At 37.3% G+C, this 20,853-nt stretch carries 16 protein-coding genes; 8 read left to right on the forward strand and 8 right to left on the reverse strand.

Features of this window, described 5'->3' with window-relative positions; all coding sequences use genetic code 11:
* Positions 1–11: 11 nt before the first annotated feature.
* The 4 genes from CLV96_RS20115 to CLV96_RS17475 are packed head-to-tail and all read left to right on the forward strand — an operon-like array spanning position 12 to position 4,821.
* A complete protein-coding gene (locus CLV96_RS20115) occupies positions 12–1,532 on the forward strand; it encodes a HAMP domain-containing methyl-accepting chemotaxis protein (RefSeq protein ID WP_004786716.1) in 1,521 nt (506 codons plus the stop codon).
* A gap of 8 nt (positions 1,533–1,540) precedes the next feature.
* On the forward strand, positions 1,541–3,409 hold the full coding sequence (locus CLV96_RS17465; RefSeq protein WP_004786423.1) for a chemotaxis protein CheA: 1,869 nt from the start codon (positions 1,541–1,543) through the stop codon (positions 3,407–3,409).
* Positions 3,406–4,437 carry a protein-glutamate methylesterase/protein-glutamine glutaminase gene (locus tag CLV96_RS17470; RefSeq protein ID WP_040917076.1) on the forward strand — a complete coding sequence of 344 codons (1,032 nt, stop codon included), beginning with the start codon at positions 3,406–3,408 and terminating at the stop codon, positions 4,435–4,437. Before CLV96_RS17465 ends, CLV96_RS17470 begins: the two co-directional genes overlap by 4 nt.
* Before the next feature lie 15 nt (positions 4,438–4,452).
* A complete protein-coding gene (locus tag CLV96_RS17475) occupies positions 4,453–4,821 on the forward strand; it encodes a response regulator (RefSeq protein WP_004784508.1) in 369 nt (122 codons plus the stop codon).
* A gap of 57 nt (positions 4,822–4,878) precedes the next feature.
* Here CLV96_RS17475 and CLV96_RS17480 read toward each other — a convergent pair whose 3' ends face one another.
* From CLV96_RS17480 to CLV96_RS17490, 4 genes are all read right to left on the reverse strand, one after another.
* Positions 4,879–5,463: a chemotaxis protein CheD gene (locus CLV96_RS17480; protein ID WP_004785303.1), complete on the reverse strand. Its 585-nt coding sequence runs from the start codon at positions 5,461–5,463 to the stop codon at positions 4,879–4,881.
* A 100-nt stretch (positions 5,464–5,563) separates the two neighbouring features.
* Positions 5,564–7,018, reverse strand: a complete 1,455-nt coding sequence (locus CLV96_RS17485; RefSeq protein ID WP_004786773.1) for a RecQ family ATP-dependent DNA helicase — start codon at positions 7,016–7,018, stop codon at positions 5,564–5,566.
* Positions 7,019–7,075: 57 nt separating this feature from the next.
* Entirely contained in the window at positions 7,076–7,327 is a 252-nt protein-coding gene (locus CLV96_RS20170) for an AMP-binding enzyme (RefSeq protein ID WP_420813726.1), read from the reverse strand.
* Positions 7,255–8,925 carry an AMP-binding protein gene (locus tag CLV96_RS17490; RefSeq protein WP_243836539.1) on the reverse strand — a complete coding sequence of 557 codons (1,671 nt, stop codon included), beginning with the start codon at positions 8,923–8,925 and terminating at the stop codon, positions 7,255–7,257. Before CLV96_RS17490 ends, CLV96_RS20170 begins: the two co-directional genes overlap by 73 nt.
* A 378-nt stretch (positions 8,926–9,303) precedes the next feature.
* On the opposite strand from CLV96_RS17490, the gene CLV96_RS17495 reads away from it, so the two are divergent.
* The 3 genes from CLV96_RS17495 (at position 9,304) to CLV96_RS17505 (ending at position 13,853) form a co-directional block, all read left to right on the forward strand.
* A complete protein-coding gene (locus CLV96_RS17495) occupies positions 9,304–9,879 on the forward strand; it encodes a WG repeat-containing protein (RefSeq protein ID WP_004785709.1) in 576 nt (191 codons plus the stop codon).
* 158 nt (positions 9,880–10,037) lie between these two features.
* On the forward strand, positions 10,038–12,062 hold the full coding sequence (locus CLV96_RS17500; protein ID WP_004787037.1) for a sensor histidine kinase: 2,025 nt from the start codon (positions 10,038–10,040) through the stop codon (positions 12,060–12,062).
* Between the two features lie 222 nt (positions 12,063–12,284).
* Complete coding sequence (locus CLV96_RS17505) at positions 12,285–13,853, forward strand: 7TM diverse intracellular signaling domain-containing protein (RefSeq protein WP_004784992.1); 1,569 nt, start codon at positions 12,285–12,287, stop codon at positions 13,851–13,853.
* 8 nt (positions 13,854–13,861) lie between these two features.
* On the opposite strand, the gene CLV96_RS17510 is transcribed toward CLV96_RS17505, so the two are convergent.
* Both CLV96_RS17510 and CLV96_RS17515 read right to left on the reverse strand, forming a co-directional pair.
* Positions 13,862–14,941 (reverse strand): LamG-like jellyroll fold domain-containing protein, encoded by a 1,080-nt coding sequence (locus CLV96_RS17510; RefSeq protein ID WP_004785787.1) that lies wholly within the window; start codon positions 14,939–14,941, stop codon positions 13,862–13,864.
* A 220-nt stretch (positions 14,942–15,161) separates the two neighbouring features.
* Entirely contained in the window at positions 15,162–15,425 is a 264-nt protein-coding gene (locus tag CLV96_RS17515; protein WP_004786552.1) for an RNA recognition motif domain-containing protein, read from the reverse strand.
* Between the two features lie 383 nt (positions 15,426–15,808).
* On the opposite strand from CLV96_RS17515, the gene CLV96_RS17520 reads away from it, so the two are divergent.
* Positions 15,809–19,513 (forward strand): LamG-like jellyroll fold domain-containing protein, encoded by a 3,705-nt coding sequence (locus tag CLV96_RS17520; protein ID WP_004786331.1) that lies wholly within the window; start codon positions 15,809–15,811, stop codon positions 19,511–19,513.
* A gap of 38 nt (positions 19,514–19,551) precedes the next feature.
* Here the strand turns inward: CLV96_RS17520 and CLV96_RS17525 are convergent, their stop codons facing one another.
* Together CLV96_RS17525 and CLV96_RS17530 are read right to left on the reverse strand one after the other, a co-directional pair.
* Entirely contained in the window at positions 19,552–20,295 is a 744-nt protein-coding gene (locus CLV96_RS17525; RefSeq protein ID WP_004785345.1) for a DUF4386 domain-containing protein, read from the reverse strand.
* Between the two features lie 10 nt (positions 20,296–20,305).
* Positions 20,306–20,782, reverse strand: a complete 477-nt coding sequence (locus CLV96_RS17530) for a hypothetical protein (RefSeq protein WP_004784219.1) — start codon at positions 20,780–20,782, stop codon at positions 20,306–20,308.
* Positions 20,783–20,853 lie beyond the last annotated feature (71 nt).

Below are 20,853 nucleotides of genomic sequence, written 5' to 3' on the forward strand. Positions count from 1 at the left end.
AGGAACAAAATATGTTAAATTTAAAATCAATGACAGTCAAAGGAAAATTAATCCTCGGATTCAGTTTGCTAATATTTTTTATCGGTGTTGGTACAGGATCAGGTATTTACAGTGTAAACATATTTAACAATAAAGTGACTGATTTAGTTTTAATCTATTCACCGAAAGTACAACTTTCTGAGAAAATCAGAACTAAATTCATATGGCTTGCTCGAAACGAAAAAAACCTAATCTTAGACCAAACAATGGAATTAATGAACCAAAGGATAACTGCAAGAAAAAAATACTCAAGCGAACTTTTCGGGTTTATTGAAGACTTAGAGAAACTTGGAAATCAAAAGGATAAAGAAAAACTTAAGGAATTAAGAGCTGCATATGACGATTATGCAGCTGCTTTTGAAGAAGTAAAAGTTGTAGCATTAAAAAATTTAACCCAACAAGCACAAGACATATCAAGTGAGAAAGGACGTCCCGCTGCAGATAAATTTGACGCCATTGCAGATGATATTGCTTCTATGGCTGCTGCCGATATGGACGAAGCTAACAAATTAACAGATGAATACTATCAGGCGATATTTTTTTTCATGGCAGGCCTCTTTATCGTATCTGCAATTGTTTCCATTTTGATCGCTGCCTGGATTATCGTCAGCATCACTAAAGCGCTGAACTCTGCTGTTGAAATTGCAACCACCGTTTCAACTGCCGCAGAACAAGTTTCCTCTACGGCCTATTCGCTGAGCCAAGGGGCAAGTGAACAAGCGGCATCGATTGAAGAATCAACTGCATCAATAGAAGAAATGTCTTCTTCTGTGACTCAAAATTCACAAGCCGCAATCGAAACAAATGAAATTGCATCAAAATCAGCAAAGGAAACTACCAAAGGCAGAGAATCCGTTTTCAAAACATTAGATGCAATGAAGAATATTTCTTCTAAAATTAAAATCATCGAAGAAATTGCTTACCAAACCAACTTACTAGCACTAAATGCAGCAATTGAAGCTGCTCGTGCAGGCAAACATGGAAAAGGATTTGCCGTTGTTGCAGATGAAGTAAGAAAACTCGCAGAAAGAAGCCAAGTTGCCGCTCAAGAAATTAATCAACTGTCGTTTAACAGTGTATCGCTTGCCGAAGAAGCTGGAAAAGTGATCGAAGAAATTGTTCCAAGCATTAGTAAAACTGCAGAACTTGTTTCTTCTATTGCCGATGCATCAAGGGAACAATCTTCAGGTATCAATCAGATTTCACTTGCGATGACACAAATGGATCAAACCACTCAGATTGCCGCATCCTCTTCTGAAGAACTTGCCGCGACATCCAACGAGCTCAAAGAACAATCTGGCCACCTAATGGAAATTATGGGAACACTCGTAAAAATTGATCAAGAAAAAATTGCTTTAGCGAAACAAAAGAAAAATAATACGAACAAACCAGGTGACCTCAAGAACATAGCAGCCGAATTTGGGAAAAACAATAAATCATCCAACGGTTTTGGTTCGGGAATCGAACATAACTCCCTAACTGAAAAATTTTGAGATAAGTTATGGGAAGAGAACAACTCTTACTCGACTTCATTCCTGAAGGTTTTGAACTCATTGAAGTTTGCGAATCAGCAATCCTCTCAATCGAGGAAATCAACGACCAATCCGGTGAATATGATGAAGATCTGATCAACAATCTGTTCCGTGCAGTACATACCTTCAAAGGATCGACGGGATTACTAAAGTTAGAAAGTTTAGTAAAGATATCTCACGAAGCTGAGACACTGATGGATATTTTACGCAAAGAAAAAAAACTTCCTAATGAAGACATTTGTCAAATACTCATCAACACCTGTGATCAATTGCGAAGGTTACTGCATAAAGTCGATGAAACAAAAACAAATCCAGAGTTAGACGATGAATCAGATGCGATTATTGAAGTTTTAAAACGAGAAATCAAACAGCTGAATTCCGAAGATCAAATTACTGAATCAGAAATTCCTACTTCTAAAAAGAAAAAAAGTTTTGAAATATTTGCTGAGGAAGAGCCAAAAACAGAAACAACGGTTACGAAAAAAAAATCTGCATTTGAAATTTTCGGTGAATCTCCAAATCCATCACAAACTGAACCCAAAATAACAAACGAACACAATCTTGCGGAAACAAACAACCCAGAGAAAAAAACTACAGAAATAGTAAAACCAGAAAAAACACAATTAGATAAGGAACCTATTGCGACAACCACAACCATTCAGAAAAAAGAAATCAAAGTAGCAAATGAAAAATTGGATGCGCTAATGGATTTAGTAGGAGAATTAGTGATTGCTGAATCGAATGTAACCCAACACCCACTTCTCAAATCCCTTCGAAATGAAGATTTTAATTCTTCTATCAATCGCCTCCACAAAATTGTGTTAGATTTGCAAGAGGTTGCTTTATCCACCAGAATGATACCCATTAGCGGTGTTTTTCAAAAGATGTCACGTTTGGTTCGTGACCTTCAGAAAAAAGCAAACAAAAAAGTTGCATTATACATCAGTGGAGAGGAGACCGAAATAGATAAATCCATTGTTGATTTAATTGCCGACCCCATTATTCACATTCTTAGAAATTCGATCGATCATGGAATCGAAACCAGTGATGAACGAATGTTATCTGGTAAACCAGAAGTCGGTATCATCCAACTAAGTGCCAGACAATCAGTTAATGAAGTATGGGTCATGATCCGTGATGATGGCCGCGGATTGAATCGAGAGAAAATCATCCAAAAATCAATTGAAAGAGGAATTCTTAGCGGAGACACCGAACACCTGTCAGACCAAGAAGTATATAATTTAATTTTTGTTCCAGGTTTGTCCACAGCGGAGACAATCACAGACATTTCTGGTAGAGGTGTCGGTATGGACATTGTCCGTCAAAATATTGAAAAAATGGGCGGAAAAATTGAAATTCATAGCCGTTTGCAGAAAGGAACAAGTTTTATTCTAAGGATTCCACTTTCTCTTGGAATTATGGAAGGAACCGTGGTTCGCATTGGTAAAAAGTTTTTTACGATTCAAACCATTGAACTGAGAGAGTTTGTAAGCCTTAGAGAAAAAAAAGAAATCCCACTGGAAGACAATCAGAAAGTAATTGATGTTCGAGGTACTTTTATTCCCATTTTTGATATCAACCAAATCTTAAACCATAGAGAAGAGATTGTTTATGAAGGTTTAGATCCTTTGATGATTGTTCTCGAATATGAAAAAAAATTATTAGGCATCCGTGTCGATGAAATTGTTGGAAATCAAAATGTAGTCATCAAACCACTGCAAGGAATTTTAGAAGAAGCAAATGGAGTGAACGGTTTTACAATTCTCGGTAGTGGGAACGTAAGTTTAATTTTAGATGTTAAGTCTATTTTTCAGAAAATGCACCGAAGCGAATCATGATCAAACTATTGATAGTTGACGACCAAAACGTAGTAAGAAACGTACTTTCCGAAATGTTTGCCAATAACAAAACCATACAAGTTGTTGGTACGGCTGCAAATGCCTTAGAAGCAAAGAAGTTGGTCCCCCTGCTACGTCCAGATGTGATTAGTTTGGATGTTGATATGCCTGGAATGAGTGGCCTTGAATTTTTAGATTGGCTAATTCCCAATTTCCCCACGCCGGTGATAATGTTAAGCACATACACGGTCACTGGAGCCAATGCAACCATCCAAGCTCTGCAACGAGGTGCTATGGATTTTGTAAAAAAACCAGATGGTACTGAGTCTGATTTTTTGCGAATGTTAGAAGAATTAACTTTTAAAATCAAAAAACTAGGCATCTTTACAAAACCGAAACAATATATAACACCAACATCCACTTCAAAACTGACAGGTCTCAAAGGGAAACAAACCAATATCAAATTGATCGCAATTGGTGCTTCTACCGGAGGTACACAAGCCTTAGATTTTATCTTACACCAATTACCGAATGATCTTCCGCCTATTGTTGTGGTCCAACATATGCCAGAACATTTTACAACTTTGTTTGCACAACGACTGAATCAAACTACGGGACTTCCTGTCAAAGAAGCATCACATGGTGATATCCTTGAAACTGGCCATGTGTATCTTGCTCCAGGGGATCAGCATCTACTTGTTCGACGCCTGGCTGGTCGGTATTATTTAGAATTAGAAGTCTTTGATAAAGTGAGTGGACATCGCCCTTCTGTCGATGTTTTATTTAATTCCATTGCACAAGGGAAAATGAGTAACAATTGTTTGGCGATTTTATTAACAGGAATGGGAAGAGATGGAGCCATCGGATTAAAAGGTATAAAAGATGCTGGTGGGAGAACTGTTGGACAAGATGAAGAATCAAGTGTTGTTTATGGAATGCCCAAAGAAGCTTTTTTATTAGGTGCTGTCGAAAAACAAGTCGGTCTTTCTAATATACCCAACGTTATTTTACAAATTTTAGAATCATAAGGGAGAGTTAAAAAAATGTCAAAAAAAATATTACTATGCGATGATGCACCAACTGCATTGAAATTAATGGAAATGGTACTTGGAGATGAAGGTTATGAAATTTTCAAAGCTGAAAATGCAGAACAAGCAATGAAAAGTTTAGAACTCAATGGACCTTTCGACGGTTGTGTTTTTGATGTCAATATGCCTGGAAAAAATGGAATTGAGTTGTCTCGAGACTTTTTAGCTCACCCAAAAGGAAATGGTGCCAATATTTTGATCGTATCAACTGAATCGAGTGACCACCTGCGCCAAGCAGGAAAGGATGCGGGAGTAAAGGCATGGATTGTCAAACCATTTGATGATGAAGATTTAATTGAAGTATTAAAGAAAATTATCGGTTAAGTTGAAATAGTAAAAAAGACCGATCCGAAGCCCATTTTTAATGAATGAGTCAGTGGATTAAAAAGTAAATACTGATGTTTTTTTAACCATTCTTTCACGAACCTTGGTTTCGAAGTGACGTTCTTGTGTTAGAATTTCGGTTGATACATTTGGTTGAAGTTTAGTAATAAAAACATCATAATTATCCGTATGAAAAACTAGTTTTCGATATAATTCGCCACCTGTGTCTTCGCTGATAATTGGAATTTTTTCAGTCTGCAAAAAATCCTTAACAAACATTATATTCTTCGGACCAGCATTGTTTGTTGTTAACTTCAGAGTTTGAGAGCCTCCAAAAATTTTTGCTTTTAGTTCATTCCTTGGGATATTTAATTTCACAAATTCGTTAATCAATAATTCCATGGAAGTAATTCCATATCGTAAACTTTGTTTTTCTTCTAGTTTACCCAAACTTCCTGGCAACAGAATGTGATTGATGGCACTATGTTTTGTTCTTTCATGAAACAAACATACAGAAACACAAGAACCCAAAATGGTTCGAATTTCGTATATCCCCGAAGTAAAATATGCTTCACCGATATTCAGATACACTTTTTGTTTCATCACAAAATGACCAGTCCAATGGAAGGAGATCAAACACATACTCACTTTCTATTACAAATTGTAACTGATTTTTCAGAAGAAAACAAGAGGTGCCGAATGAATTAATTGATTTCAATATCGATAAGTCATCGAATCCTTATCAGTCAGTGACGGCCTTAAATACTTTTTTATCACACAAATCACAATTCCCACATTCATTAAATACAGAATCAAAATAATTATGTATGAATTCTCTTCTGCAAGTTTCTGTTTTGGTATATAAAACAGTTTGGTACAATCGTTTCTGGCTCTCTTTCTTTTTTTCAAGTAGTTCTGATTCAGAAAAAATGGAATCTGACCATTCAGACTCAATCTGCAATGTCCCTTTCTCCAATTCCCCAGAAATTAAACCTTTACTTGCGATTAAACTGAGAGCTGTTTGGATTCGATGATCCCCTTTGTTTTTAAAACTCATATAACTTTGTAGGGTTTCATAATCTAAACCAGACAATTCATTTTGTTTCTTTAACAAGGTTTCAAAGAGTTTCTTTAGATACATTCGGTCTGGATTTTGCCATTCGATAAATTCCATCTGAACTGTAAGGTCTTCCTGGCTATAATAAAGTTTACAATCAGAAGGATTGCCATCTCTACCGGCACGCCCTATTTCTTGGTAATAAGACTCGATACTTCCTGGAACCTGAGCATGATATACATTACGAATGTTAGGTTTATCAATCCCCATCCCAAATGCATTCGTTGCCAGAAGAATTCCTTCTTCCGATTTGAGAAAAGAAGATTGTATCTTACTTCTTTGTGTTGGAGAAAGTTTGCCATGATAAACGAAATGTCGTTTATGTTTTGTATCGAGCCAATGGCTGAATTTTTCCAACTCTTGGATCAAACTAAAATAGATGATCGTTGCTCCATTTGTATGATTTAAATCATCTAAAATGGATTTGTATTTTGCCTCTGAATCAAAACAATCAACTACAGATAATTTAAGATTTGGTCGAAACAACCCATCATCAAAAATTTTAATTTTTTCTTTTGTAATTCCCAATTGGGAAAGAATGTCTTCTTGGACATGTTTGGAAGCTGTGGCAGTCAGTGCCACTGTGGTAGGATAAGCTAAAAGCTCCCGAAACCAAACAATCTTAGTATAATCAGGCCGAAAGTCATGTCCCCATTGACTAATACAATGCGCCTCGTCAATGGCCAATAAGGAAATGACTAGACCTTTGAGTGCTTCTAAAAAATCTTTTTTCTGAAAACGTTCCGGCGAAACGTATAAAATTTTATAATCGCCTGACTTAAGTTTGGTATAACGTTCCATTCGTTCCGCTTTTCCTAAACTAGAATTGATGTATTCTGCCGATACACCTTTTCTTTGTAATGCGGTGACTTGATCCTTCATCAAGGCGATCAATGGAGAAATCACGATACAAATTCCTGGTAGGGTGATTGCTGGAATTTGATAACATAAAGATTTACCCATTCCTGTTGGCATAAGAACCAACGCATCTTGTCCAGAAAGAATGTGTTGGATGATTTGTTCTTGGTTTCCTCGAAACTGAGAAATACCAAAGATAGATTTTGCTTCATCAAGATTCAAATAGACACTGCCGTGGTTTGTTTTACGTTTAATGAAACATTATTTGATTTATTTATATCAAATACTTGATTTTGGAAATTTTATCCGAACAACATCCATTACCTCATCCAAAATGAAAGGATCGTCAATGGTGGACGGAACGGAAAATGTTTCACCGTCAATCATCTTACGCATTGTTTTACGTAGAATTTTTCCAGAACGAGTTTTTGGTAGTCTTTTTACAAAGACAACTGCCTTTAAAGATGCAATCGCTCCAATTTTTTCTCGGATCCGATGTGTGATGTCAAATTCGATCGATTTTTGGTCGATGGGACTTGCCCTTTGATCTCATCCGCAATTCCGATCACAGCCGATTCAGCAATCGAAGAATTTTCTGCGACAATTTCTTCCATCTCGCCCGTAGAAAGTCTGTGACCTGCTACATTAATCACATCATCAATTCGTCCAAGAATGAAAAGATAACCATCTTCATCAAAATATCCACCATCACCTGTTAGATAATATCCAGGGTAATGAGATAAATAGGAAGCCTCAAAATTTTTATGATCATTCCATAATGTTGGCAAACATCCCGGTGGTAATGGTAGTTTGATTACTATATTTCCTTTTTCTCCCTGGCCTAATTCAAGGCCTTCTTCATCCAAAATACGAACATCAAAACCTTTGACAGGTTTTGTCGCAGAACCAGCCTTTGTTGGAACAGGAGATGCTCCCATCATATTGGCAGCTATGGCCCAACCAGTTTCCGTTTGCCACCAATGGTCCACCACAGGTACTTTCAAAAGTTCACAAGCCCAATCATAAGTCACTGGGTCTGTTCTTTCTCCCGCTAAAAACAAATATTTTAAAGAACTAATATTATATTTAGAAAGTTCCTTACCGTCTGGATCTTCTTTTCGAATGGCTCGGAAAGCAGTCGGTGCACAAAACAAAGTTTTGACTTTATATTCCTCGATGATTCGGTAAAAAGCACCCGCATCTGGTGTTCGGACTGGTTTTCCTTCGTATAATACAGTGGTGCATCCATAAATGAGCGGTGCATACACAATATAAGAATGTCCAACAACCCAACCTACATCGGAGGCCGCAAAAAATACTTCGCCAGGTTTCATATCATAAATAACTTCCATGGAGTAATGCATAGCGATCGCATGACCTCCGTTATCTCTCACGACACCTTTTGGTTTTCCAGTGGTCCCTGAAGTATAAAGAATATAAAGTGGGTCTCCCGCAGAGACATTGACTGCCTTTTTTTTACCAGCAGTCTCCATCAAATCATCCCAATCGAAATCTCTACCTGTATGCATGATGACTTCCAAATTTGGTCTTGATTTGAGGATCACATGATCTGGTTTATGGGATGAAAGATGCATCGCTTCGTCCAATAGTGGTTTGTAAGGGATTATTTTCGAAATCTCTACTCCATAAGATGCAGTAATTACTATTTTGGGGCGACAATCATCAAGGCGAACGGCCAATTCATGAGGTGCAAATCCTCCAAAAACAACAGAGTGAACAGCCCCAATCCTTGCACATGCCAACATAGAAACTAGAGCTTCCGGAATCATCGGCATGTATATAACAACCGTATCACCTTTCTCAACACCTAACGAATCCAAAGTGAAAGCCATTTTCTCAACAGACTCTAAAAGTTCACGGTATGATAATTTGGATTTTGAATTGGTTACAGGTGAATCATAAATAATAGCAATCTCTTCCCCTTTGCCTGATTCTACATGAAAATCTAAAGCCAAATAGGAAGTATTTAAAATTCCATCAGGGAACCAATGATAAAGTCCATCATCACTCTTATCATAAACTTTTGAAGGTTTTGTTTTCCATGAAATTCTATCAACAAGAGACATCCAAAATTTCATTTTTTCATCATCGTGAACCACTTGTTCCATTTTATTCCTACCTGATTGTTTATAAGATGCAATTTCCTTAAAAATCCCAACCACAAAATTTACAAATTGAAAGTAAAACAAATAACCTTTATTGGATATAAATATATCCTATATACGTTATCATTCATACAGTAATAATATAATGCTGTTCAGTATTATCACAATCAGATGGCAAATTTTAGAATGAATCCAAATCACTTGACATTGATTTCATTTCTTTCATTCTAACAAGATCTTGAGAGTCGGATGTAGTTCTATTTTTTAGAATCATTTTGGATTGTCTTTTTTTTCCGCTGATTGTGTATATTTTTTGCGTAAAACGAAGAGAATCAACATCCAAACTTAAGGTAACTATAAAAATTGAAACTGGTAAGTCTTATGAAACAAATCTTTATTTTCCTCCTATTCGTGTTTCCACTCTTGGCAAAGTCCAATCGTCCCGTTGCATTTGAAGAAAACGGACTCTACGGTTATCAAAATAAAGCAGGCAAAGTAATCATTAAACCGCAATACCAACATGCAATGGATTTCACCAAAGAATTGGTCGGATTTGTTGTGAGCGAAAACCGATGGTTATGTATCAATACCCAAAACAAAATCCTTCTAGAAGTATTTCCTTATGATAATGGTCCAGACTATTATTCAGAAAATTTGGCTCGATTTGTTGAAAACAGAAAATTTGGTTTTTTCAATCCTCAATGTAAAAAACAAATCCCTGCTACCTATGATTTTGTTTTCCCTTTCGAGAATGGACTTTCCATTGTCTGTAACAATTGCGAATCAAAATCAGATGGAGAACATAGCAGAATCGTCGGAGGGAAGTATGGTGCCATTAATAAAAAAGGGAACGTTATCATTCCCATTTTATATGATTCAATAGACTCAGTTGATTTCAAAAAGAAAACAGCAAACGTAACAACGAACCAAACGAAAACTAAGATTAAGTTTCAGTAGAGATGCAAAAGTAGAAACAAACTAGTGTTTACACTTATAAAAATGAGGTAGTGCCGTAGCAATCCTCTCTTTTGGAAATTGAAAATAACCTGTGACAGTATCTTCCTTGTTTTCACGATGGCAGTGATGGGTATAATCCAAGCATCGGTTTTTCGAAAATGAAAAAGATACTTTCGATTGGGTTGTTTTTTCTTTGTTCTACGTGTACACCTCTCTCACAAAATGCGGATAACCCGGTAGCGATCCGAGGTGAAATTGACCTTCGGTATTGGGATTTTCATAAGACCATCCCTCTTTCTGGAGAATGGAAATTTGATTGGGGACAACTTAGTACCCCGAACCATCTTACACTCAATACACAGAAAAATATAAAGGCGAATCAACAAACCACACCAAATACAAAAAATTTCCAACAGATTGGAGAACGTTGGAAGGAAAAATTCAAAGGAACTGGTTATGCCACGTACCAAATAAAAGTTTTACTCCCAGAAATAGCAAAAAAAAACATTTATGCATTACGATTTTTCCAAACTGGCGGGGCAGCAATGTCCGTTTACACCAATGGAGAATTAGGATTAGAACTGGGTAAAGTTGGAACCTCCAAAGAAACGATGTCCCCCACGCGCAGTTCCGGGATTCTAATCCTTACCCATCCAAACCCAGAAACAGAAATACTGGTTCATGTTTCAAATTTTTTCCATGATGATGGAGCATTTTGGTATCCCCCAACATTAGGACTTTACCAAAACACCAGCATACAAATGTTTCATGAAGTCATTAGAGACTCTCTTTTGACCGGTGCTTTGTTATTTATGGCGTTCTATCATTTCGTAGTTTTTTTATTTCGAAGAGATCGATCTTTAGTTCTGCATTTTGGATTGTATAGTTTTATAATTGCCCTACATTCCATTTCTTTGAATGGTGATTCACTCTATTTTTTATTCCCAGAAGTTCCTTACAGACTCGCATTTGCACTTTCGTTGATTTTCTATTTAGCAATGCCTTTTTATCTTTTATTTTTAACTAAACGTTTCCCCGATCATTTCTCAAAATTCATCACGAACTTCTTTGTTTTATCTTGTACAGCTCTATATCTATTTGTTTTAATCACTCCTTCAGAATTAGGTTCACAAACAACATTTTATGGGTTATTCCTTACGATACTTGGTTTATTTTATTCCATCGTTTGTATCATTTATGCCGTTTTCCAGAAAAAAGAAATGGCCATACCATTTCTACTCATCCAGGTTATATTATTTTTAAGTGCGATCAATGACACACTATATCTCTATGGAATTTTCAACTATTTCTTGATTCTTAAATACTCATACTTGTCCACTGTCCTTCTCCAATCTTTGGTTTTAGCTTCTTACTTTACAAAATCATTTATCAAAAATGAAACATTGGGAAAAGAATTAGCCTCTCTCAATGAATCATTAGAAAAGACAGTCATTCTACGCACCAAGGAATATAAGGAAGCAAAACAGATAGCCGAAGAAGCCAATCAGTGGAAAGATAAATTGATCTCTCTTGTTGCACACGACCTTAGGTCACCATTAAGCACAATTTACTCTGCGCTAACAATGGTTACAGACAAAAACTCAACCGAAGAAGAAAAAACCCATATTTCAAAACAAGTTTTTGTTATTTTAGAAAATACTATGGCGACAGTAGAAAACCTTCTGAATCTGAACAGATTTCGATTGGACCAAGGCCAAATCCATTTGCATTTATCTGAGATTCAGTTGACCGAGATAATCAAACCTTTGGCAGATTCCTTTGCTTTTGAATTGAAAAAGAAGTCGTTAGAGTTAGAAATAGAGATTCCCGAAACAACGACTGTTTATGCTGACACTTCCCTTCTCCTTGAAATTCTTCGTAATTTGATAGCGAATGCGATTAAATTTAGTCATCCGAATGGATGGATCAAAGTAAGTATCAATCATCAGCAAATGTTCACAGAAATTTGTATTGAAGACAATGGCAAAGGTATACCAGTCGAACGACAAAAAGATTTGTTTTCAAAGCCCATGACATCTCTTGGTACAATGGGAGAAAAAGGGTTTGGGATTGGGCTTAAACTTTGTTTTGAATTAATGCGCCTTCATGGGGGGAGCATCCATTTCCAATCAGAGGAAGGAAAAGGAAGCAAATTTACATTAGAGTTTCCAAAAAAACCTTAGACCATCCGACCACCTATATAAAAAAACACAGATTAGATGAAAAAAATCCGAAGAAACCAATGCAGTTCTTGGCCAGTTGCTAACTTACGTTCATTCAATTTGTACAAATAGTAAACAATATGAATCGATGTTAGAAGACAAATTGATAACAGATTGGTAAAAAGACTTGTCATAGCTAAAAAACTAAAACAACAATTTAGCTCAATGGAAAAAATCTCCCGAATGCTTTTTCTATTTTTGATGATCACAATAACTTCCTGTGTAACCGAAAGCATTGAGAACAAAAATGTAACCAATCATTTTGAATTCTACCTAGACTCAAGTAAAGAAATTCCATTCACCCAAATCCTAAAAACTGAAACTTGGTTCCAAATATCTAATACTCAACTTTCCTTTAATTTTACTAATGATGTTATTTGGCTTCGAGGAAAAACAAATGATCTTCAGTTTGCAAAAGGAAGGATTCTTTCTTTAGATTGGAAAGCCCTAGACTCTGCCATTCTTTATTACCCAGTAAATCAAAAGGAATACCAAACATTTGAAACAGGAGATATGATTCCTAAGTCAAAGTGGACAATTCCAGATGCACTTTTCCCTAGTTTTCAGATTCCAAACAAAAAATTTGGAGATTATTTATACATACGAATCCAGTCAAAGTCATTAATTTCTTTTCCTATTCGATCGATGGACGAGAGAGCATTTAACAAACGAAATATTTTAGAAACAGCGATCATCTGGATGATCTTAGGTATTTGTGCAGTAATGTTCGTATTTGCTTTATTCTATTTTTTTGCTTTTGGATTAAGCGAGTTCTTCTTTTATGCAGGATATGTAGTCTGCACTGTACTCTGGTACAATGGACAATATGGAAATGCTTATGATGTATTATGGCCAGAATCTCCCTGGTGGCAAAACAAAGCCATACTAGTATTTTCTACTCTTGGCATCCCTTTTTCTTTTCAATTTGTGAGAATGTTTTTAAATACAAAAGTAAACAATCCAACGATTGATAAGATTTTACTGTTCATGGGAATCATTGCAATGTTTTGTATCCCAGCAATTCTAACCTCTTATACAACAAAAATTTTTTCAAGGATCGCTACCTATATTTATTTAATCTCCATACCCCTAATACTTGGAACTGCCTTACGAAATTATTTCAAAGGAGAAAAACGAATCCTTTTCTTTCTGATCAGTTGGGGATCTTATTTTATTGTAAGTTACAATACGATGTTTTACTTTTTGGGGATCCTGCCGTATTCAACTCCCCTTCTCTATTCTGCTGTATTTATTTTTCCCATCGATTTATTTTTTCTATTATTCAATCTTTTACAAAAATATGAAACACTAGAAGGGGAACGAAATGAAATCCTCCATCGAATCCTTACATTAAATATTGATTCAAATCAAAACAAACGTTATTTGAAATCTAAGTTAAACTCCATCAATACAGAAGAAACACTTGCAAAACTAGAATTTTGGATGCGAGAATCAAAACCATATCTAGATGAAAAACTCGACTTAGAAATTGCATCAATGGCCATTGGGCTAACAGTCCAACAAACTTCTGAACTACTCAACTCCAAGTTAGGTGTTAGTTTCAGAAGTTACCTCAATTCTTTTCGAATTACAGAAGCAAAAAAAATATTAAAAGAAAACCCTGAAACTTCTATACTTTCAGTCGCTTATACTACCGGATTTGGTTCGAAAACGGCTTTCAATGTTGAATTTAAAAAATCAACTGGTATGAGTCCTTTGCAATACAGACAATTAGGTGAAACTAACAATTGAATTAACTTTTATGGGCCTAACACGGGCAAACCTTGGTAAACCTGACTGACTGCCGTTGCACTGAGGGCAGAGCCAAAGACACGAAATCCATCAATGCCACCGTGGTAATAATACCCACCTCCCCAACTTCCGAATGTAATTCTTTGTAATATAGTGCTTGCCGGACTAACATTCGTTTGTGATCCTAAAAAGCTTCCATTTGTGTAGTAAGAGGAATTCGTTCCATCGAAAGAAATACAAATATGCGTCCAAATTCCTGCAGGCGGAGCAAAGGTTTGCTTAGCGCTATAGAAAAGTAACCCTGTTACGCCCGCTGTATTTTGTAATCCAAACCCACAAGCATTATTAAAAAGTGTGCCATAAGAAAAAATTAATTCCTGAACACCAGTCCCAAGAAGTGCATCTGGCTTGAGCCATATACAAATGGTTCTAGGCGATATCACACTTGGCAGCATACTATCTCCCCCTATTTGGGAACTAATATCTGTTGTATTGAAATGTATTGCCCCATTTGGATCACCTTCATATCCAGTAGTGAAAGTCAGAGATGAACCTGCTGTTAGTGTTAATGGTTGGATGCCTGAATTCTCAAAGGATCCATTCGTAAATTTTAAATGGACAAGTGATCCCATTTCAACACCAATTCGCAAGGTTGTACTTGTCTCTCCATTACTTGTTGTCGCAGTGACCAAGTAATCCGTATAACTTGAAATAGTCGTTGGTGAACCACTGATTTCACAAGTTTCATTTTGTATCGTTAGTCCTGTCGGTAATGCCGGTGAAACCTTACAAGAGATAATTTGACTGCATAGATTTGTTTTAATGAAAACTGGGAAATTTTGTCCCAAAAGGTAAGTGTTTTGCGGATACGACAAGGAAGTAGTCCCGGTACAGGGGATACAATCCTTACCTTTTAAAATACATGCGAGTATTTGAGTTTCCTTAAATTCACGACTGTATACGTCCCCAGCATTGCTCAAATCGGAAGGGTTACAATCAAAGGCAGAAAACGAAAAAAAGAACAAAACAAAAATTAATTTATATATTTCGCCAAGTGCATGGTTATCGCAACAGATTCTACTTTTCATCTTGGCAGAGGATTATAGCAGGAACACAGGGATAGGTCGCCCCGATATATATTTCAGAAAATAAATTCAGAAACTAATGAATCGTTTTTGACTACAGCAAGGACTTGAGGCGGGTTTGATGAAAAGAAAAGTAGGATGGATAAAAAAAACAAACAAATAATGTGTCACTTCTCAGCGAAATCTCTATTTGTTTGTTCTAGGCGTTATCTAATTTGAAAAATTAGTTCCAGTTGTTGGTTTTTGGTTTTGCAATATTCACTTTCATTTCACGGTTCAGAATGTTCTTACCGTTTAAGTCGTTGATTGCATTATCTGCTTCTCTACGTTCTTTCATTTCGATAAATCCGAAACCTTTTGATCCACCGGTGTACTGGTCGGTAATGATTTTAGCAGAAGATACTGCGCCGTGTGCTGAAAAAAGTTCGTTTAACTTGTTTTCCGTCATTTCGTAAGAAAGGTTGCCTACATATATATTAACTGACATTTGATTTCCTCAAATTTTGATTTTGACTCTTAAATTGTAATGAATTAGAAACGACTTTCCAAAGAGGAAATTAGGTAAAAAACACAACGAAAATGCAGGGGAAAACTTTTAAAGGAGATCAGTATGCAAAAAAGTGGAGGACTACTCTTGAGGTTAAAAAAACGTATATAATTTGAATCTGTTACCAATCAAACAAACATACATTAAAATAGCAAGGTATAATTAATCTTTTTGATAGGCCTCCTCTTTTCCGTTTTAATTGATTTTGGTCTTTTGCAAATTACGGAATATTTCAAAATACTCAACTTTCAAAATCAATCACCGAAATATCTTGATAAATATCGCAATCATTCCATAGTTCCATAAAGCGACGGGTTTCCCCAATGAAGAGATTGACACTGCCTCTGGTATTTTTTTTCCTCTCTTCCTGCGGTTTGCCTTCGCTTGTCAGAAATCCTCTAGAATTTCTAACCTTCCTTAAGTTTTTCTCAGGCCCACAATTTACGGGACATAACATTGGTGGCGTTGTCTCAGGCCTCCTTCCCGGAACATCAGTAACTGTAACAAACAACCAAGAATCGGTTACGGTTGCCACTGATGGAAATTTTACATTTCCGACAAAACTCAGTTCAGGCCAAAATTATAATGTCAGTTTTGTTACCAATGGTGCCGGACTCACATGTTCCATTGCCAATGCCCAGGGTGTAGTTCAAAGTAGCGATATAACAAACATTAGTATCACTTGTGGACTTGGTGCCAACTTTTATGAAGTAGGTGTAAATGTTTCAGGACTCAGTGGCTCTATTACCGTCCAAAATAACGGAGCAGAAACTTTAAACATCGGAACGAACGGACTTACAAAATTTACAACCCTCATTGCCACTGGATCCAATTATGCGGTGACCTTGACAGCAGTGCCTATGGGAACAGTTTGTTCGTTTGATGATCCCACACTTACTGTAGGGACAATGGCAGCTGCAAATGTTACTATATTTATCACATGTGTTAATGGATATATCGTAGGTGGAAACATCCACCCTGCAGCCAATTCGGATCTCGGGACAAGCCTAATCGGAAGGCAAACATTCCTTAAAACAATAGCAGGTTCTTTTCCAATGAATGCTGGTGGAGGCGGTGCCATCACGGGTGGAGCAGTTGCCACTGCTAGCCCAACAGCTGCTCGTTTTAATGGCCCCAAAATGATCACCACTGATGGAAATTTTATTTATGTTGCGGACACAATGAACGCTGTCATTAGAAAGATTGATAAATCCAGTGGAACTACAACGATCCTTGCTGGTGGCAATACTGGAGGGGGAACTGTATGTCCAGGTACTGTCACTACTAATTGCCAAGACGGTGTCGGAACTGCAGCTCAGTTTAATGCAATTACAGGTCTCACAACAGATGGTAACAATTTATTTGTTTTAGAAGCAAGTGGGAACCGAATTCGAAAAGTAAATTTAGCAACTGGCGTTGTTTCCACTTTCGCAGGATCAGGAAGTGTAGGTTCGACCGATCATACCTCTGGAATTTTAGCCTCTTTCAATGATCCTTCTTGGATTTCGCTGTATAATGGAAATCTATATATCGTTGATCGTTCCAATTGTACCATTCGGGTAGTCAACCCAGTCACAACGTCCGTTAGCACTCTTGCAGGTGGTGCCACGTTATGCAATTTTACAAACAGTCCCATAGGAACCAATGCTCGCTTTGTGTCACCAATTGCAGTGATCGGACTTGGAGGATACCTCTATGTTACCGATATTGGTGTTGGAGGCGGACAGAAAGTTCGCAGGATCGCCCTTACTGGAACAAACGCTGTCGATACAATTGCCGGAGATGGAGTGCAAGCTTCCACAGATGGAATTGGAACCGCGGCCCAGTTTAATGATCCTCATGGACTCACCACAGATGGAACCAATCTATTTATCTCAGAATGGTCCGGACATAAAATCAGACATTTAAACCTAACTACAAATAAAGTCACTACCCTTGTCGGCAGTGTCTCTGGTTATTCTGATAATACTGGTGGAAACGGACTTTTGAATTTTCCTGGATTTCTTTTGTCTGATGGCCTGAAAGTTTATATTGCAGATACTGGAAACCATTCTCTCCGAAGTATAGAACCATCAGAAGTTTTACGATATACATTCGATGGAAACGCCAACGACTCGATTGGGATTAACAATGGCTTAGTGATGGGTGCCCCCACTCTTTCACCGGATGAAAATGCTCTCGTTTCTGGAGCATACGAACTGCATGGGGGTGGTGACTTCATTCAATCCACATCCAGTATCACACCTCAGATTTCAGATAACCTCACTATCTCTGCCTGGGTTTTTCCTGCTGGGGGAGGAGGTTCTCAATTTATCTTTTACAATGGACAAGGTGGAACCGATGGATTTGGCCTCTTGATTGATACGATGGGTACATCGAGAAGATTGTCTGTCTCACTAGGTGCTGTTGGACCAAGTGGTAATACAACGGCGGCATTACCACTAAACCAATGGTCCCATGTGGTACTCCAGCGTTCCTATCCAAACTGGAAAATCTACATCAATGGGTTACTAGATCCGTTGGTTTTTACGACAAACCCAAATCCTCCCTCAGGCACATTCAAAGTGGGCGATGCAGGGAATGGTTTTTATTTCAAAGGGAAAGTATCTGATGTTCGTTTTTTTAAAGGAGCCATCGATGATGAGTCAATAAGACGAATGGCTGTTCAAATGCCCGCAGGACTTATCACCTATTTCCCGTTCAACGGAAATGCAAAAGACTATGGCACAGGACAAAATGATTTAACAATCAGTGGTGCCACTGCCACCACTGATCGCAATGGGAACCCAAACGGAGCTTACAGATTTAATGGGGCTTCCTATATGCAAAAATTAAGCCCCAATGGTTTACCGGCAGGGTCTAACCCAAGAACCATTTGTGCCTGGTTTAATAAATCGAGTTCGCTCGGCGAATATATTGTGGGATATGGTTCCTTTACAAATTCACAAGGAAACGGGCTTGTTGTTTCTGATACCGTTACAGGTATGTTTGGTGTTTCAAACGATGTAACAATCTTCCACGAAGGTTTTCGGAACCAATGGATGCACCTTTGCGGAACTTATAATTCCCCAAATGTTGACGTTTATGAGAATGGAGTGATCCGAGTTTCGGAAGCAAAAACCTGGTTTACTATCCTTGGACCTAGCCTGGAAGTGGGAAGACGTCTCGATGGACTTGCCAACTTTACCGGAGATATTGATGAAATTAGAATCTATGATCGTGTTCTCAGTATTTCGGAAATCAGAACTCTCTCTGGTGCTTATCCGACTCAAGTGAGTAGCTGGAACCAAACTCCTGCTAGTAGTAGCTTGAAGTTATTTCTCATACCTGAAGCGGCTTCCTTTGGACCAGGAATTTGTAGTGGAGGATCCAATTGTATAGGGATTGTGGATGACCGAAGTGGAAATGGTCTTCATGTGAGCCAAGGCATTGGAACCCAACAGCCTGTTTTTAATGCCACTGGCATCAATGGATCGAAGGGTCTACGTTTTTTTGATGCAACAGGAACATTTTTATCTAGAGCATGTGCTCCTGAATTAAACTCCACCGCAAACTCAATCTTTGCTGTGTTTAATGATATGAATGGTTCAGGAAGTGATGGAATTTTTCATAACGGATTAGGTGGTAAGTTATTCTATTTGCCTGATGGTGGAGGAGGGAAACTTGTCAGTTTGTTTGATCCGCCAGCCAATACGGCAAGGTTAATTGCCAATTCTTCTTTTTATTCCCCCAACACAACAACTCTCGTGTCTCTTGACTACAATGGAACATCAGGAAATCTATTCAATGGCGGAACTTTAACCAGTTCTTCTAGCTCTGGCCCACCTACATACAACTGTCTTAGTGGAAACCTTGATATCGGTAGGTATTATTGGAGTGGTTTTCCCCCGTTAGACGGTGATTATTTAGATGGATTTATGGGTGATTTGATCTATTTCGATCAAGTCCTTACTGCAAGCGATAGAGAAATAGTAGAGTGTTATCTTTCCAATAAATACAGCCTGCCAGTAAGTCATTCCTGTCACTAAGGAAGGTGTTTTTCGATTTAAAAATACATGCGAATGTTTTAATGTTCTTTTATACCATATTTATCGCTCACAAAACTTTTCTTTAAGATCTGGATACCGAGAAAAACCATCCAAAACAACCAACATAAACTTCCCAAAAGACCAGCAAATGGAATTTCTTTTAAATTTGGAATCACAATGGCAAACAATTCCCATTGGGCCAAAAAATAAACTAGGGAAGAAATCATTCCAAAAACAGCAAGCCAACTTGGGAGAAGATGATCTTTCCAAATCATAATTGAGACCATCAACATCCAAAAAATAGTAAAGAGTTGCCCTAGATGTTCGCCAATCAAAACTCCAAACAAATGATGAATGGCTTGGAAATTTACTAAAACGGCTGCTTTCACTAAATCAGTACTAAGTGGATCAAAATATAAATTTGTTAGGATTGGTACAACAAAAACCCATCGTAAAAGTCCGATTAGTTGAAAAAACAAAGAAACAATTCCAAATATAACAGCTGCTAAAGAAAAAAGCGGATGATTACTTTTTGAGATTTGATACAAATGAAGATAACCAAAAATAAGTGGAAGACCCGAAATTCCAAAAAACCACCAAGTCCAGACAACGGAAGAACCACCTTTGTGAAATTCCGTTAAAATTGTTTCCGTCGATTTCCTTAAAATATCAGGATATTGAAAGTTCACGATTAAGATCGTATAAGGTATTTGGACGAGAAAGGGAATCGTAATAAATATGATTCCCACATAACGATTCCATTGAGTTGTTTCTTTTTTCATATGATACCTCTTAAAAAAATTCCGAATAACTAATTCCCGGAGTTGGATTAAGTTCAGTATGTGCACCATTGGCTGCAAGCAGGATGAGTCCAAACCGAAAACTGAAACCTTTCCAAATCATAAACCGATAACCTAATTCATACATAATCGTGTCTTTATTTATATATTCCAAATTAATGCCTTTCCCGTAAGAAATATAAGTATAAAAAGAAGAAGGTTGTTCTGTTTTCGAACCTAAAGTCATAGGTAAAAACCAATAGCCAAGGCCAATCTTATAAAACTCACTCGTTGTTCCCGGATCAAAGTTAGTCACATAATACCCACCATGAATGGAAAATCGATCTTGACGATATTCCCCTCCGATAGAGGGAGCACGGAATAAATTTATTGAAAACTCTTCTTTGGAAAAGGTAGAACTCCCGAAAATGGGACTTCTTATAAAAAAGAAAAATATTAAGATGATGAGAAGTTTCGCTTTGGTTATCATAACTATCCTATCAAATAGAATAAGACAAATCGAAAACTTTGTCGTCCCACCCGATGGGATGGGACTCATCT

Origin of the sequence: Leptospira meyeri (genome assembly GCF_004368965.1) — a bacterium.
GTDB classification, from domain to species: Bacteria; Spirochaetota; Leptospiria; order Leptospirales; family Leptospiraceae; genus Leptospira_A; species Leptospira_A meyeri.

Excerpts from the sequence above, each read along its gene's own strand:
- CLV96_RS17495 (WP_004785709.1), top strand. The coding sequence starts at position 9,304 with ATGAAACAAATCTTTATTTTCCTCCTATTCGTGTTTCCACTCTTGGCA.
- CLV96_RS17500 (WP_004787037.1), top strand. The coding sequence starts at position 10,038 with ATGAAAAAGATACTTTCGATTGGGTTGTTTTTTCTTTGTTCTACGTGT.
- CLV96_RS20115 (WP_004786716.1), top strand. The coding sequence starts at position 12 with ATGTTAAATTTAAAATCAATGACAGTCAAAGGAAAATTAATCCTCGGA.
- CLV96_RS17490 (WP_243836539.1), bottom strand. The coding sequence starts at position 8,925 with ATGGAACAAGTGGTTCACGATGATGAAAAAATGAAATTTTGGATGTCT.
- CLV96_RS17505 (WP_004784992.1), top strand. The coding sequence starts at position 12,285 with ATGCTTTTTCTATTTTTGATGATCACAATAACTTCCTGTGTAACCGAA.
- CLV96_RS17470 (WP_040917076.1), top strand. The coding sequence starts at position 3,406 with ATGATCAAACTATTGATAGTTGACGACCAAAACGTAGTAAGAAACGTA.
- CLV96_RS17465 (WP_004786423.1), top strand. The coding sequence starts at position 1,541 with ATGGGAAGAGAACAACTCTTACTCGACTTCATTCCTGAAGGTTTTGAA.
- CLV96_RS17525 (WP_004785345.1), bottom strand. The coding sequence starts at position 20,295 with ATGAAAAAAGAAACAACTCAATGGAATCGTTATGTGGGAATCATATTT.
- CLV96_RS17530 (WP_004784219.1), bottom strand. The coding sequence starts at position 20,782 with ATGATAACCAAAGCGAAACTTCTCATCATCTTAATATTTTTCTTTTTT.
- CLV96_RS17480 (WP_004785303.1), bottom strand. The coding sequence starts at position 5,463 with ATGTGTTTGATCTCCTTCCATTGGACTGGTCATTTTGTGATGAAACAA.
- CLV96_RS17510 (WP_004785787.1), bottom strand. The coding sequence starts at position 14,941 with ATGAAAAGTAGAATCTGTTGCGATAACCATGCACTTGGCGAAATATAT.
- CLV96_RS17475 (WP_004784508.1), top strand. The coding sequence starts at position 4,453 with ATGTCAAAAAAAATATTACTATGCGATGATGCACCAACTGCATTGAAA.
- CLV96_RS17515 (WP_004786552.1), bottom strand. The coding sequence starts at position 15,425 with ATGTCAGTTAATATATATGTAGGCAACCTTTCTTACGAAATGACGGAA.
- CLV96_RS17520 (WP_004786331.1), top strand. The coding sequence starts at position 15,809 with ATGAAGAGATTGACACTGCCTCTGGTATTTTTTTTCCTCTCTTCCTGC.